Source organism: Pseudomonas alkylphenolica (assembly GCF_000746525.1).
Lineage (GTDB): Bacteria > Pseudomonadota > Gammaproteobacteria > Pseudomonadales > Pseudomonadaceae > Aquipseudomonas > Aquipseudomonas alkylphenolica.
In genome coordinates this window covers 2,899,647-2,913,525 of sequence record NZ_CP009048.1, presented here as the reverse complement: position 1 = coordinate 2,913,525, position 13,879 = coordinate 2,899,647, and the positions used below count along the sequence as shown (strand labels likewise).

The window sequence follows — 13,879 nt, the reverse complement described above, 5'->3', positions numbered from 1 at the left end:
TCCCCGGGCAAGCTACTGAGGCCGACAGATTGCGTAGGATAGGTCCTAGGACCAGGTGCTGGCTAGTCAGTGAAATCTGATCTGCCCGGTGGGAGCGGGCTTGCCCCGCGATGAGGCCTTTGATTGCCCCGCATTTTCTGAACATATCCATTTGCCAAGGTGACTCAGCGCCACCGCCGCCAATGGATATGACCACAAGTCAGAGGGCCTCATCGCGGGGCAAGCCCGCTCCCACCCTCAACGCTGCTGAACCCCATGCTGCACCCGCCACGCAGCCGGCGGCATCCCAAACTGCGCAATAAACCAGCGGGTAAACGAGCTAGGCATCGAATACCCCAGCATATCCGCAATCCGCCCCAGTGAATAACTGGGATTCTCCAGATAACGAATCACCAGATCCCGCCGCACCCCGTTGATCAAATCACTGAACGTCACCCCACATTCCTCCAGCCGCCGCTGCAAGGTCCGCACGTTCATCCCCTGGGTCTGCGCCACTTGCTCGATAGTGGCCCGCCCCATAGGCAGCAACAAATAAATGGTCTTGCGCATCTCCAGCTCCAGCGACAGCTTGCCCCCGGCCTGCAGCGTATCCAGATAACGCTGGGCCAGGCGCGCCATCGCCTCATTGGCCAGCGGATTGGCCGCATCCAGATCGGCCGCAGGGCAGACAATGCCGTTGAACTCACTGCCAAACACCAGCTTGCAACCAAATATCCGCCGGTGAATGGCAAGGTCAGCCGGAGGATTGTGGGTGAAATTGGCACTGATCGGATGCCAGTGAGCCCCCAATACAGCCGCACACAGACGCCGCATGACCCCGATCGCAAGCTCCGTAGCCTGACGACTGCCGCGCGGCAGGTCGCTGACCACTTCTTCACGAATGATCACCGTTTTGCCCGCGTCTTCGATATGAATCGCCAGCGCATCATTGAGCAAATGCCGGTACTGCACGATCACCAGCAAGGCATCACGCAGCGTGCGCTGGTGACTGAGCAACAGGCTGATCTCGCCAAAGTCCGACAACTGACGCAATTCGGCCATCCGCAGGCCAAAGGTCTCACAACCACTGACCCGCGCCGATTCCTCCAGCAGCGTAATCACGCTTGAAACCGCAAGACGTTGGTTCGGATCATCGAGCAATGCGGCACTCAGGCCGACCTGGGCCAGCAAGGCGTGCGGGTTCAACCCCACGTGGCGCGACACTTCGAGGTAGTTGGTCAAGCTTGCAGCACGGACGAGGGCGGTCATTTTATTGTTTTCCACGCATTTCTCATTAGGCGTCCCGCTTCTGTGGCGGGTCGCTTTTTATAGCCTGAGTGTCATCAAATGAAAAGCCGTTTCCTGCCCCTCTCCCGGAGCGATCTGCCCACTGTTCAAGCGTAGCGGACGGCTGCCCGCATCGGTGTCATCAAATGAGAAGTCACTGACGTTCAATGTAAAGCACCCGGGGGTAGGGGTGATTACTGTGACTCTCAAGCGCTCCCCCAACGTGGTGAGCTGACTGACTTGAGCATAGGTGCTGACGTGGAAAGATTGCATACCGCCGCTACCGTCCTGATCGTCCCCGGCCTGCGTGACCATGTTGCCGAGCATTGGCAGACCCTGCTCCAGGCGCGCCTGGCCAATGTGCGCTCAGTACCGCCCTTGCAGGTCAATGGCCTGGACTGCAACGCCCGGGTCGAAGCGATCCAGCGCGAACTGGAGCAGATCGACGGCGAAGTCGTGCTGGTGGCGCACAGCGCCGGTGTGCTGATGGTCGCCCATTGGGCCGCCCGCTACGACCGGCCGATCAAAGGCGCGTTGCTGGCGGCGCCACCGGACCTGAACGCTCAATGGCCTGCTGCCTACCCAAGCCCGGACACCCTGCGCGCCAATGGCTGGGCGCCGCTGCCGATCACACCGTTGCCGTTCTCGAGCATTGTTGCTGCCAGCAGCAACGATCACCTGGCCAGCCTCGAGGCGGTTACCGCCATGGCCGAAGGCTGGGGCAGCGACCTGGAATTGCTCGGCGCGGTCGGTCACTTGAACCCGGCTGCCGGGTTCGGTCCCTGGCCCCAGGCCGAAACCTTCATTCAAATGCTGGACTGTTAACCCTGCCGTCGCGCACGGACGCTTGACCAACGCCCGCACAAGTCGGGCGGCGATAACAAAAATAACAATTCGTGGAGTCATCGTAATGCCAAAACACCGCATTCAATGCGCTGTGCCGTCGCAGCGCCGTCTGCTGGCCTGTGCCATCAGTTTGCTCGCTTTGCCTGGCGCGCATGCGTTCGAAGTCGATACCGGTAACGAAGACTGGGCCGTGCGCCTGGACAACACCGTCAAGTACAACTACGGCGTACGCACCGAAAGCGCCGACAAGCGCATGCTGGCAACGCCGAACAACAACGACGGCGATTACAACTTCCGCAAGGCCGGTACCAACATCACCAACCGCGTCGACCTGCTGACCGAGCTGGATGTGATCTACCAGGGCAGCATGGGCTTTCGCGTCAGCGCCGCCAGCTGGTATGACAAGGCTTACGAGAACACCGGTTCCAATTCCAACCCGTTCGTCAACGGCAATGGTGACAGTTCCGGCATCGTTCCAAGCCTTAATGGTTTGCCGGGTACCGGCACCCCGCTGGGTAGCCCACACCTGAGCAATTATGCCCAACGCTATTACACCGGCCCGTCTGGCGAAGTGCTCGATGCGTTCGTGTTCATGAGCACCGAAGTCGGCGAAAGCTCGCAACTGAGCGGCAAGCTGGGTCAGCACAACCTGTTCTGGGGCGAAACCCTGCTCAACCCGGTGCACTCGCTCAGCTATGGCCAGTCCGGCCTCGACCTGGCCAAGCTGGCAGCGTCGCCTGGCACTGAGGCCAAGGAACTGTTCGTACCGCGCAACCAGCTGTCCACCTCGTTTCTGGTGAACCCGGAACTGACCATCGGCGCGCAGTATTTCTTCGAATGGGATGCCGCCCGGTTGCCGGAAGCGGGCACCTATTATGGCGGCTCCGATGTGGTGGGTGAGGGCGCCCAGAGCTTCCTCCTCGGTCACACCGGCACGCCCGGGCTGATCCCGGTACGGGGTGCGCTGACCAGCATTCGCCGCGGCGAAGACCTGAACCCGGAAAAACGCGGTGACTGGGGCGTGATGGCCAAGTGGTCGCCCGAATGGCTGGGCGGCACCATGGGCTTCTACTACCGCAAGACTTCGGAAATCCTCCCGCAGGCTTGGCTCGATACCCGCGGCCTGACCGTGTCCCGTGGCCCGTTCGGCAACCCGCCTGCCGGTCGCCAGGGCGCCGTCGGCAACCTCTACAACTCGCTGCAAAGCGCCTCTTACCAGTTTGCCTACGCCGATAACATCGATGTCTATGGCCTGAGTCTGTCCAAAGACGTGGCCGGCATCAGTGTCGGCAGCGACCTGAACATCCGCCACAACATGCCGCTGGCGAGCATTCCGGCCATCGTCAGTGCCCCGGGCCAAGGCGGCCTGGCTGGCGGCTTCGGTCTGTTGCCGCCACGCCTGCCGAGCAGTGGCGTGATCACTGACGTGCCCAGCGACGGCGACGGCCTGAGTGCCACCGGCCAGACGCTGCACTGGACCCTCAACGGCCTGATGACCATCGCCGATACGCCGCTGTTCGATAGCGCGACCCTGTTGGGCGAGTTGTTCTACAGCAACCTGCTCAAGCTCGATGGCCACAACGAGGCCTTGTACAAGGGCAAGAGCAGCTACCGCGGGATCGACAAACCGACCCGTGACAACTGGGGCATCGCCGTCAACTTCACCCCGACCTGGTACCAGGTCATGCCCGGCGTCGACATGAGCATGCCGCTGTCGGTCAACGTCGGTATCGATGGCGTCTCGCCGGTGCAGGGCGGTGGCGCCGAAGACACCGGCAACTACGCGGTAGGCGTCAGCGCCGCGGTTTACAACCAGTATTTCGTCGACCTCAAGTATGTCGACAGCTTTGGCAAGACGCAGTCGTGCAAGAACGGCCAGACCGATGGCACGACTCCCAATGCCCTGGACGGCGAGCAGGATTACACCTGCTACGGCGGAGGCTATGCCTCTTTCTCTGGCGGCGGGGCGACCACTGAGGACCGTGGCGCGCTGTACCTGACCGTAAAAACCACTTTTTGAGTCACGTCTTCCTTCAGACATCACGCAGGAAAACAATCATCATGAATTACATGCGTACACTTTTAGCCACCTGCCTGTCACTGGCAGCAATCCATTGCGCCCAGGCCGCAGTATCCAGCGACCAGGCAGCCCGCCTCGGCACCAGCCTGACCCGTATCGGCGCCGAAAGCGCCGCCAATGCCGACGGTTCCATTCCTGCTTATCAGGGCGGACTGGTCACCCCACCCGCCAGCTTCAAGAGCGGCGACAGCATGCGTCCCGACCCGTTTGCCGGCGAAAAGCCGCTGATGGTCATCAATGCCAAGAACGCTGATCAGTACAAAGGCCAGCTGACGGCGACCACCCAGGAGTTGCTCAAGCGCTTCCCGACGTTCTCGGTGGATGTCTACCCGACCCATCGCACCGTCGCGCTGCCCCAGCCGGTACTGGACAACACCGCAAAAAATGCTGTCGGTGCGCACAGCAAGGAAGGCGGTACCGCGGTTGAAAACGTGCTGCCAGGGATTCCGTTCCCGATCCCGCAGACCGGTGCCGAGGCCATGTGGAACTTCCTCCTGCGCTACCAGGGCGTGAGCATGGCGGCCAAGTACGACTCATGGAACGTCGATTCCGCTGGTGTGCCGACCCTGTCCACCACAGGTCAGGCCAACATCAGCTACCCGATCTACGAGGACATGAGCAAAACCATCGGCTCCAAAGACACCTACTACCAGATGAAACTGGTGTACACCGCGCCAGCCCGGCGTGCCGGTGAAGCAATGATGCTGCGTGACGCCGCCAACCCGCTGGTGCAACCACGCAGCGCCTGGCAGTACCTGCCGGGGCAGCGCCGGGTCAAGCTTGCACCGAACCTGGCGTATGACACCCCAAACCCCGGTACCTCGGGCTCGGGTACCTATGATGACGTGTTCGTCTTCAACGGCGCTCTGGACCGTTACGACTGGACTCTGGTGGGCAAGCAGGAAATGTTTGTGCCCTACAACACCTACAAGCTCACCTACAACACCGACATCAAACAGCTGATCACCCCCAACCATCTGGCGCCGCAGTTCGTGCGTTGGGAGAAGCACCGCGTGTGGGTGGTCGAAGGCAAGCTCAAGGACGGCGCCCGTCACATCTATCACAAGCGCCGCTTCTACCTCGACGAGGACAGTTGGATCGCTCTGGCCTCCGACCAGTATGACGCCCGTGGTCAGCTGTACCGTGGCTCGTTCGCCTTCCTCAGCCAGAGCTATGACAAACAGACCCCGGACGCCACGCCTTTCATGATTTACGACCTGATCGGCGGCACCTACAACCTCAATGGCGTGGTCGGCGCTTACGGCGGCATTCGCTACATCGACCCGCTGTCCAAGACCCAGTGGTCGCCTGAGTCCCTGGCTGGCGCCGGCATTCGCTGAGTTCGCAGGCAAGGTAGGTACGGTCCGGCATCGCCCCTCGATGCCGGATCGTTGGTTGAGCAGCCTGCTGCGTGCAGCGGCGATCCGGAGGACCCGGTATGTATTCTCTCAAGCGCTGTACCGCGTTGATGCTGACGTGGGCCGCCCTTCAAGGTGCGGCACAGGCCGCACCTTACATGGATGTGCTGGATCTGCCGGCCATGCCCAGCGCCCTGGCAGCGGCCAGCCCGTTGCGTGATGTAACCAGCGTCGGCGCGCGCCTGGTGGCTGTCGGTCCGCGTGGGCACATTCTGTATTCCGATGACAACGGTGGCCATTGGCAGCAGGCCAGCGTGCCGGCCAGTGCCGACCTCAATGCCGTGAGTTTCCCCAGCGCCGAGCAGGGCTGGGCGGTGGGCAATGACGGCGTGATCCTGCACAGCGGCGATGGCGGTGTGAGCTGGCAAAAGCAACTGGACGGCCGCGTGCTGGGCGAACAGGTGCTGGCCTACTACCGCGCCCAGGCCCAGGCCGCACCGCAGGACGAACGTTGGCCGACGCTGATCGCGGAAGCTGAACGGCTGGTGCAAGAAGGCGCCGACAAACCGTTTCTGGATGTCTGGTTCGCTGACGAACAGAACGGCTTTGCAGTCGGCGTTTTCAACCTGCTGCTGCACACTCGCGACGGCGGCCAGCACTGGACGCCATGGCTGGAGCGCAGCGACAACCCGCAAGGCCTGCACCTGACCAGCCTGGCCAGCGTCGACGGCACGCTGTACATCACCGGCGAGCAAGGCCTGCTGCTCAAGCTCGACGCCGATGGCCAGCGCTTCACCCGCCTGACCACGCCTTACAGCGGTACGTTCTTTGGCGCCGTCGGCAAGCCGGGGGTGCTCCTGGTCTATGGCTTGCGTGGCCATGTGCTGCGCAGCACCGATGGCGGCCAGAACTGGCAGCCGGTGAACACCGGTCTTGCCAACAGCATCACCGCGGCAAGCCTGGACAGCAGCGGAAAGCTGTGGCTGCTGAGCCAGGCCGGGCATGTGCTGCTCAGCCGCGACGACGGCGCCAGCTTCGCCCAGATCAGGCAAACGGCACGCACACCGATCAGCGCGGCGGCATTCGATGCCGCGACCGAGCTGGTGCTGGTGGGCGAACGTGGCGTACGCACGCTCGCCGTTGAATAACTGCCGTCCCCATAACAAGAGATAAACCTGATGGCCAATATCCAACAAGACACCTTGCCGGTGATCCGCACCCTCGGCGAATTCGACACCCGTTCCGGCAACTGGCTGGAACGTCTGGTGTTCAACCATCGACTGCCGTTCATGCTGATGATGCTGCTGGCGACCCTGGTGCTGGGGTTCATGGCCGTAACTCGCCTGGAGCTGCGGCCCAGCTTCGAGAAGATGATTCCGCAGAGTCACCCCTATATCCAGAACTACCTGGAAAACCGCCAGTCGTTGCGCGGCCTGGGCAACTCGTTGCGGGTGGTGGTGGAAAACACCGAGGGCGACATCTTCGATCCGGCTTACTTGCAGACCTTGCGGCAGATCAACGATGAGCTGTTCCTCAGCCAGGGCGTCGACCGCGCCTGGATGAAGTCACTGTGGAGCCCGGCGGTACGCTGGACCGAAGTCACCGAAGAAGGCTTCCAGGGCGGCCCGGTGATGCCCGACAGCTATCAGGGTTCGGCAGACGACATCGAGCAACTGCGCCAGAACATCGAGCGTGCGAATATCGTCGGCAGCCTGGTCGCCCGCGACTTCAAGTCGAGCATGCTGATCGTGCCGCTGCTCGACCAGGACTCGGCCACCGGTCGTGGTATCGACTACCACGCGTTCTCGCAAAAGCTTGAGCAACTGCGCAGCCAGTACGAAGCGCAGGGTACCTACAAGATTCATGTGATCGGCTTTGCCAAGCTGATGGGCGACCTGATCGACGGCCTGATCCAGGTCATGCTGTTCTTTGCCCTGGCGGTACTGACCACGCTGGTGATCATCTACCTCTACACCCGTTGCGTGCGCAGTACCTTGCTGGTGGTGGTGTGCTCGTTGACGGCGGTGGTCTGGCAACTGGGCATTGTCGCCTGGCTGGGTTATGCCATCGACCCTTATTCGATCCTGGTGCCATTCCTGATTTTCGCCATTGGCGTGTCGCACGCCGCGCAGAAAATGAACGGCATCATGCAGGACATCGGCCGCGGCACCCATCGCCAGGTCGCCGCCCGCTATACCTTCCGGCGCTTGTTCGTGGCCGGTGTCACCGCGCTGCTCGCCGATGCGGTGGGCTTTGCCGTGCTGATGCTGATCGACATTCCGGTGATCAAGGACCTGGCCATCACCGCCAGTATCGGCGTGGCGGTATTGATCTTCACCTCGTTGCTGCTGATGCCGGTGGCGCTGTCCTATGTCGGTGTCGGGCGCAAAGCCGCCGAGCGCGCCTTGCGCATTGACTCGCGGGCCGCCGAACACCGTGGCTTCGGCAAGCTCTGGGACCTGCTCGACCGTTTTACCACGCGTAAATGGGCGACTGCGGCCTTGCTGGTGGCCTCAGTCCTGGGGGCAGGGGGCTTTGCCCTGAGCCTGCAATTGAAGATCGGCGATCTCGACAGCGGCGCCCCGGAGCTGCACGCCGATTCACGTTACAACCGCGACAATGCCTACATCACTGGTCATTACGCGCTGTCCAGCGACACCTTCGCGGTGATGATCAAGACCGCTCCCGAAGGTTGCCTGCGTTACCAGACCCTGGTGCTCGCCGACCGCCTGGCCTGGGAGCTGCAACAGCACGCCGGGGTGCAGACCACGCTGTCGTTGACCAACGCGGTGCGCCAGATCACTGCCGGTACCTACGAAGGCAACCCCAAGCTCAACAGCATCCAGCGCAATCAGGACGTGCTCAACTACGCGGCGCAACAGGCCTCGGTCAACGCCCCGGAGCTGTTCAACAACGATTGCTCGCTGATGCCGGTGATCGCCTACCTCAAGGACCACAAAGCCGACACCCTGGATGAAGTGGTCGCGGTGGCCGAGCGCTTCGCCCAGGCCAACAGCAGTGAAGACCGTCAGTTCCTCCTGGCCGCCGGCAGTGCCGGTATCGAAGCGGCGACCAACATCGTCGTGCGCGACGCCAACCGCACCATGCTGTTGCTGGTGTACCTGGCGGTCACGGTGTTCTGCCTGATTACCTTCCGCAGCTGGCGCGCAACCCTGGTGGCGGTGCTGCCGCTGATGCTCACTTCGGTGCTGTGCGAGGCGCTGATGGTGATGATGGGTATCGGGGTCAAGGTCGCCACCTTGCCGGTAATCGCCCTGGGCGTGGGGATCGGCGTCGACTATGCGCTGTACCTGCTCAGCGTCCAGCTGCACTACCAGCGCAAAGGCATGCCGCTGTCCGAGGCCTATGAGAACGCCGTGGCCTTCACTGGCCGGGTGGTCGGTCTGGTCGGCATCACCCTGGCTGCCGGCGTGGTCGGCTGGGCCTGGTCGCCGATCAAGTTCCAGGCCGACATGGGCATCCTGCTGACCTTCATGTTCCTGTGGAACATGCTTGGCGCGCTGATCCTGATTCCGGCCCTGTCGTATTTCCTCCTGCCTGGCAACAAGGCCGAGGTTACTGCTCCCGGCACCGTCGCTGACGACCGGTTAAAACACACCAGCCAAGAAGTAGAGTGTTCGCAAAATGTCTGATTACCTTCCACCTTTGCGCGATATGGATTTTCTGTTCAACGAGGTCTTCGACATTCCGGCCATCTGGTCACGGATACCCGCGTTGGCCGAACAGGTCGATGCCGACACCGCCAAGGCGATTCTCGAACAGGCCGGCAAGCTCATTGCCCAGGTGGTGGCGCCGCTTAACCGCAGCGGCGACGAGCAGGGCTGCCGCTGGGAAGCGGGCCGGGTGATCACTCCGGATGGCTTCGCCGAAGCCTATCGCCGCTATGCCGAGGATGGCTGGGTGGGTGTGGCGGGCGCGGTGGAGTACGGTGGCATGGGCATGCCCAAAGTGATTGGCGCCCAGGTCGAGGAAATGCTCAACGCCGCCAACCTGTCCTTTGGCCTGTACCCGATGCTGACCGCAGGCGCCTGCCTGTCGCTGCTCAACCACGCTAGCGATGAGCTCAAGGCTCAGTACCTGCCGCCCATGTACGAAGGGCGCTGGACCGGCTCGATGTGCCTGACCGAACCGCATGCCGGCACCGACCTGGGTTTGATCCGCACCCGCGCCGAGCCTCAGGCCGATGGCAGCTACCGCATCAGCGGTACCAAGATCTTCATCACCGGTGGTGAGCAGGACCTGACGGAAAACATTATCCACCTGGTGCTGGCCAAGCTGCCGGATGCGCCGCATGGCGCCAAGGGTATCTCGCTGTTCCTGGTGCCGAAGGTAATGGTCGAGGCGGACGGTTCGCTGGGCCAGGCCAACGCGGTCAGTTGCGGTTCGATCGAACACAAGATGGGTATCAAGGCCTCGGCCACCTGCGTGATGAACTTCGATGGCGCCGTCGGTTACCTGGTCGGTGACCTGAACAAGGGCCTGAACGCCATGTTCACCATGATGAATTACGAACGCCTGGGCGTTGGTATCCAGGGCCTGGCGCTGGGCGAGCGTTCTTATCAGAACGCCATCGAGTACGCCCGTGAGCGTCTGCAAAGCCGCGCACCAACTGGCCCGGTAGCGGCCGAACAGCCTGCCGACCCGATCATCGTGCACCCGGACGTGCGGCGCATGCTGCTGAGCATGAAAGCCCTGAACGAAGGTGGGCGGGCGTTTTCCACTTATGTCGCACTGCAACTGGACCTGGCCAAGTACAGCCAGGACCCTGCCGAGCGCAGCCGTGCCGAAGCACAAGTGGCGTTGTTGACGCCCGTGGCCAAGGCATTCCTGACCGATATGGGCCTGGAAACCACCGTTCATGGCCAGCAGGTGTTCGGCGGCCACGGATACATCCGCGAATGGGGCCAGGAGCAGTTGATTCGCGATTGCCGCATCACCCAGATCTACGAAGGTACCAATGGCATTCAGGCCATGGACCTGCTGGGCCGCAAACTGGTCGCCGACGGTGGCCGGGCTTATGCGGTGCTCTCTGCGCAGATCAAGGCATTCGCCGAATCGCTCGATGCCTCACGTAGCGAATTCAGCGCACCGCTGCTGGCCGCAGTCGCCAACCTGGACGAATTGACCGCCTGGGTGCTCGACCGTGCGCAAGGCAACCCGCAGGAAATCGGTGCGGCGGCGGTGGAGTACCTGCATGTGTTCGGCTACACGCTGTATGCGTACATGTGGGCGCAGATGGCCGATGTCGCCCTGCAGCAAACACAGCAATCAGGCTTCTACGCCAGCAAACTGGGCACTGCGCGGTTCTATTTCGCGCGCCTGTTGCCGCGCATCCAGTCGCTCAGCGCCACCGTCAAAGCCGGCAGCGCCAGCCTGTTCCTGCTCGACGCCGATCAACTGTGAAGGTCCCTGCGATGATCAATACCCGCGTCATTGCCCCGGCACCCGGGGCCTATAGCTATCCGCTGCTGATCAAGCGCCTGCTGCTTTCCGGCGTGCGCTATCAACCCGGCCAGGAAATCGTCTACGCCGACAAGCTGCGCTATACCTACACGACCTTGATGGAGCGTATCCAGCGCCTGGCCAATGTGCTGGTCGAGGCCGGGGTCAAACCTGGCGATACCGTGGCCTTGCTCGACTGGGACAGTCACCGCGCACTGGAGTGCTTCTTTGCTGTGCCGATGATCGGTGCCGTGCTGCACACGGTCAACGTGCGCCTGTCCGCCGAACAGATCCGCTACACCATGAACCATGCCGAGGACCGTCTGGTGCTGGTGCATGATGATTTCCTGCCGTTGATGGAACAGTTGCAGGGCGAGCTGCAGACGGTCGAAGGTTTTGTCCGCTTCAGCGATGCCGAGCCCTGCGCCACTGAGTTGTCGGTGCTGGGTGAGTACGAGGCATTGCTCGCTGCGGCCGACAGTCAGTACGAATTCCCCGACTTCGATGAAAACTCGCTGGCGACCCTGTTCTACACCACCGGCACTACCGGCAACCCCAAAGGCGTTTACTTCACCCATCGCCAGCTGGTGCTGCATACGCTCAACGAGCTGGGCACGCTTGCTGCCTGTGGCGGCGAACCTTTGCTGCGTTCGGGCGATGTGTACATGCCGATTACGCCGATGTTCCATGTGCATGCCTGGGGCGTGCCATATGTCGCCACGGCCCTCGGGATCAAGCAGGTCTATCCGGGCCGCTATGAGCCCAACCAGCTGGTGCGCCTGTTCCGTGAAGAGCAGGTGACCTTCTCGCACTGCGTACCGACCCTGCTGCAGATGATGCTCGATTGCGAAGAGGGCCGCAAAACCGACCTGGACGGCTGGAAAATGGTCATCGGCGGCAGCGCCTTGACCCAGGGCATGGCCACCCGGGCGAGTGCGCGCGGAATCCAGATCTATTGCGGCTACGGCATGTCCGAAACCTGTCCGCTGCTGTGCCTGACCAGCCTCAGCCGCGAAGACCTGGCACTGCCCCTGGAGCAGCAGGTGCCGCTGCGGATCAACGCCGGTGTGCCGATTCCGCTGGTGGACCTGCGCATTGTCGATGAGCAAGGCCATGACGTAGCCCACGACGGTGAAAGTCTGGGCGAGGTCGTGGTACGCGCGCCCTGGCTGACCCAAGGCTACCTCAAGGAGCCCGAACAAGGCGCCGCGCTGTGGGCCGACGGCTGGATGCACACCGGTGATATGGGCTGTATCAACCACCGTGGCGTGCTGCAGATCCGTGACCGGATCAAGGACGTGATCAAGACCGGTGGCGAGTGGATCAGCTCGGTGGCACTGGAAAGCTTGATCAGCCAGCACCCCGGCGTTGATTCGGTGGCGGTGGTGGGGGTTGCCGATGCGCAGTGGGGCGAGCAACCGCTGGCCCTGGTGGTCTGCGTCGCGGGCGTGCAACTGGATCAAAAGTCCCTTGCGCAGCACCTGCAGCAGTTTGTCGACAATGGCAGTTTGAACAAATGGGCGGTGCCACGGCACGTGCGCTTTGTTGACGAGATACCGAAAACCAGCGTCGGCAAGATCAACAAAAAGCTGATTCGCGAAACTCACGCCCTGTAGGTACGGCGGTTTAATCCCCGTGGGAGCCGGCCTTGCCGGCGATGAGGCCAGTGTGGCGGCAATCGCCGGCAAGGCCGGCTCCCACAGGTTTACCAAGTGACAGCCAGTTGCTCCCATAAGGGACGGTCAGACGGTACAATCGTCCTTCCACGCTCAAGGACGAAAGGACGCTTTTGATGACCGCCACGCTGTGCAAGTCGTGCAACCACCCCGTAGACAACGATGCCAACGTCTGCCCGAACTGCGGCGAGCACAACCCGACGGTAAACACGGCAAAACAGCTTAAAGTGATTGCCGGCGTCGTGGTCGTGATGGTCCTGTTTCTTGCGGTATTTTCGGGATGGAACAACACTGCACTAGCCCCTATCCCCCCTATCTTCGCCGTCGACGAGTCGGTGGAGGTCCGTGCACCTCGCAGCCCGGTGAAGGTACAGAACGGTCAATTGGTGTATTACGTGACGCTGGGGATGACACCCAAGCAGTACGCCGATCGCGTGAACGCAACGTTCAAAGCGCTCGACAAGCCTTTTGCCATTGACCCGACAGACATAGAAACAGGGGAGGTCCTTGATTTTCTCGACACAACGCTTGGTTCTTACGTTGGCCTGATCGGCTCTGTGGACAAAGAAACCGGTTACTTGACCAGTATCAACCTGTTTGCCTCCGGCGATGATACGCGGGCCTCAGGGGAAGAAATTCTGCTCGTGGCCAGCGTCGCGCTGGCGGGCGCATCGCCGGGTGCCGATCCCCAGGAAATCTACAAGCGCTTCAACGACATGGTCCTCAAACAAGAACGCTACCGGCACGGCCATGTGGAGTTCCAAGCCGCGACCACTGAACTGATGGGTTCCTGGTTTTCCGCCGATCCGATCCAGCCTGATTGAACGTTTCGTAGCCTGGTTAGCCTGCATGTAGAGCGTTTCGTAGCTGCGAACGCTGAGGTTGTAGGCCCCCATCTGCAGCTTGCCCACCGGCAGCGCCACACCGGCCAGTAGGTCGACGGTGGCGCAGCCTTCGATCTTGCGTGAATCCCTCATCAAAGCTTTCCGGGCGCAAGGCTTGCAGGCGCAGGTTGTAGCTTTGGTTATCGCTACGGCGAAACAGTGGAACGCTGGCGTTGGGATACCGGTTTATTGAGTGTTGCTTATAGCTGTTGTCGCTCCACTTTAAACGCAAGCCAGAATCCCTGCTACTGATAAAAATGTCAGTTGAGCTAGGCGAATATTTGTACTTATCTACCAGCACTGAAT

Annotated in this window: 9 protein-coding genes; 8 read left to right on the top strand and 1 reads right to left on the bottom strand. The window is 61.7% G+C overall.

Annotation, left to right across the window (positions count from 1 at the left end; all coding sequences use genetic code 11):
- Positions 1 to 237: 237 nt before the first annotated feature.
- Positions 238 to 1,248, bottom strand: coding sequence for an AraC family transcriptional regulator (locus tag PSAKL28_RS13210; RefSeq protein ID WP_038616616.1), 1,011 nt, complete (start codon positions 1,246 to 1,248; stop codon positions 238 to 240).
- A gap of 276 nt (positions 1,249 to 1,524) precedes the next feature.
- Between PSAKL28_RS13210 and PSAKL28_RS13205 the strand changes: the two genes are divergently transcribed.
- The 8 genes from PSAKL28_RS13205 (at position 1,525) to PSAKL28_RS13170 (ending at position 13,513) form a co-directional block, all read left to right on the top strand.
- The gene (locus PSAKL28_RS13205) at positions 1,525 to 2,091 is read left to right on the top strand and encodes an RBBP9/YdeN family alpha/beta hydrolase (protein WP_038611027.1); all 567 of its coding nucleotides are present in this window, start codon (positions 1,525 to 1,527) and stop codon (positions 2,089 to 2,091) included.
- A gap of 85 nt (positions 2,092 to 2,176) precedes the next feature.
- The gene (locus PSAKL28_RS13200) at positions 2,177 to 4,132 is read left to right on the top strand and encodes a DUF1302 domain-containing protein (protein WP_038611024.1); all 1,956 of its coding nucleotides are present in this window, start codon (positions 2,177 to 2,179) and stop codon (positions 4,130 to 4,132) included.
- A 41-nt stretch (positions 4,133 to 4,173) separates the two neighbouring features.
- Entirely contained in the window at positions 4,174 to 5,532 is a 1,359-nt protein-coding gene (locus PSAKL28_RS13195) for a DUF1329 domain-containing protein (RefSeq protein ID WP_038611023.1), read from the top strand.
- 98 nt (positions 5,533 to 5,630) lie between these two features.
- On the top strand, positions 5,631 to 6,698 hold the full coding sequence (locus tag PSAKL28_RS13190) for a WD40/YVTN/BNR-like repeat-containing protein (RefSeq protein ID WP_038611021.1): 1,068 nt from the start codon (positions 5,631 to 5,633) through the stop codon (positions 6,696 to 6,698).
- A gap of 30 nt (positions 6,699 to 6,728) precedes the next feature.
- Positions 6,729 to 9,203 (top strand): efflux RND transporter permease subunit, encoded by a 2,475-nt coding sequence (locus tag PSAKL28_RS13185; RefSeq protein WP_038611019.1) that lies wholly within the window; start codon positions 6,729 to 6,731, stop codon positions 9,201 to 9,203.
- On the top strand, positions 9,196 to 10,974 hold the full coding sequence (locus tag PSAKL28_RS13180; RefSeq protein WP_038611017.1) for an acyl-CoA dehydrogenase C-terminal domain-containing protein: 1,779 nt from the start codon (positions 9,196 to 9,198) through the stop codon (positions 10,972 to 10,974). The genes PSAKL28_RS13185 and PSAKL28_RS13180 overlap by 8 nt, the downstream gene beginning before the upstream one ends.
- A gap of 11 nt (positions 10,975 to 10,985) precedes the next feature.
- A complete protein-coding gene (locus tag PSAKL28_RS13175) occupies positions 10,986 to 12,629 on the top strand; it encodes a fatty acid--CoA ligase (protein ID WP_038611014.1) in 1,644 nt (547 codons plus the stop codon).
- Between the two features lie 176 nt (positions 12,630 to 12,805).
- Positions 12,806 to 13,513 (top strand): zinc ribbon domain-containing protein, encoded by a 708-nt coding sequence (locus tag PSAKL28_RS13170; protein WP_038611012.1) that lies wholly within the window; start codon positions 12,806 to 12,808, stop codon positions 13,511 to 13,513.
- Positions 13,514 to 13,879 lie beyond the last annotated feature (366 nt).